This window comes from Alistipes sp. DJF_B185 (genome assembly GCF_964250025.1).
GTDB lineage: Bacteria > Bacteroidota > Bacteroidia > Bacteroidales > Rikenellaceae > Alistipes > Alistipes finegoldii.
The window spans coordinates 1-957 of record NZ_CAXUDY010000076.1 but is presented as its reverse complement, the minus strand read 5'-3'; the positions used below and the strand labels follow the sequence as shown (position 1 = coordinate 957).

1 protein-coding gene is annotated in these 957 nt (G+C 45.6%); it reads right to left on the bottom strand.

What is annotated here, in order from left to right:
* Positions 1–117: 117 nt before the first annotated feature.
* Positions 118–957 (bottom strand): group II intron reverse transcriptase/maturase (locus ACESTR_RS16245; protein WP_373179455.1); only part of this gene is annotated, 840 nt, incomplete at its 5' end.

Sequence of the window (957 nt, the reverse complement as noted above, 5' to 3'; positions counted from 1 at the left end):
TTATGTAGGCTAAGTACCCGGCGCCTTGTCATATTTCTATGATAGGTTTCCCAATACTCGCCTCCGAACCGGACGTACACCTTCCAGCGTATCCGGCTCTCCGCTAATATTGTCAGTCTAAAACGTTCCATGATGTATCTTTTGATGACAGCTGCCGCAAACGGCCATAGTCTTACGCCGTCTGGCAATCATCAGTTTTTCCCAATTCTCCTTGCCTTTCAGTTCTCCGAGTTTCCGCACATGGTGCATAACCAGATTGTCCGTAGCACCGCACAACTCACATTTCTGAGCTTTCAGCCTGTCTATAAGGCTTGTGGTGCTGACGCCGGGCATTGGATTCGGGCATCTGTCAATCGACCGATCATAAGAAGGTCTTTTTCTTTTGAACCCTTCATTGTATAAGCGACGTTCTTTTGCTTTGCCGTTTTTTACCGTATACCCGACTGTAAAGACTCCGTTGCGTTTGTATTTCCGGCAAATTCGTCTTACTGTGGTTCGGTATTTCCCGGCAAAGGTTTTGTACATACTGTACTGCATGATGTAGTGAAAAGTGTTCAGTTCAGAAGCGTTGTTAGCTATCGAGTAATAGTTGTAAAACCCTCTGATCTCGGCATTGTAACTGTCAAGGATTTCAAGGTCGTCATTATTGATAAGTTCCGACCGGTGTTTGGGAATCCATTGCTCGTGCCCGTTATGATAGCTGAATTTCAGCACGCCGAGTTCCAGCAATTTTTTCTTTATTACTTCGGTCGTTACCTTTAATCTGACCTTGTTTCCATACACACGGGACAGGCTTCCCCGTTTGTTCCGTTTTTGCAGGTTCGACTTGCGGACAGTCACCTCATATCCAAGGAATTTTGCAGGCTTTTCAGTATGAGTGACGAGCGTTTTCTCGTCCGATAGTTCCAATGCCAGTCTGTCTGCAAGGAAACGCTTTATATCGTCCTTGATCTTTAC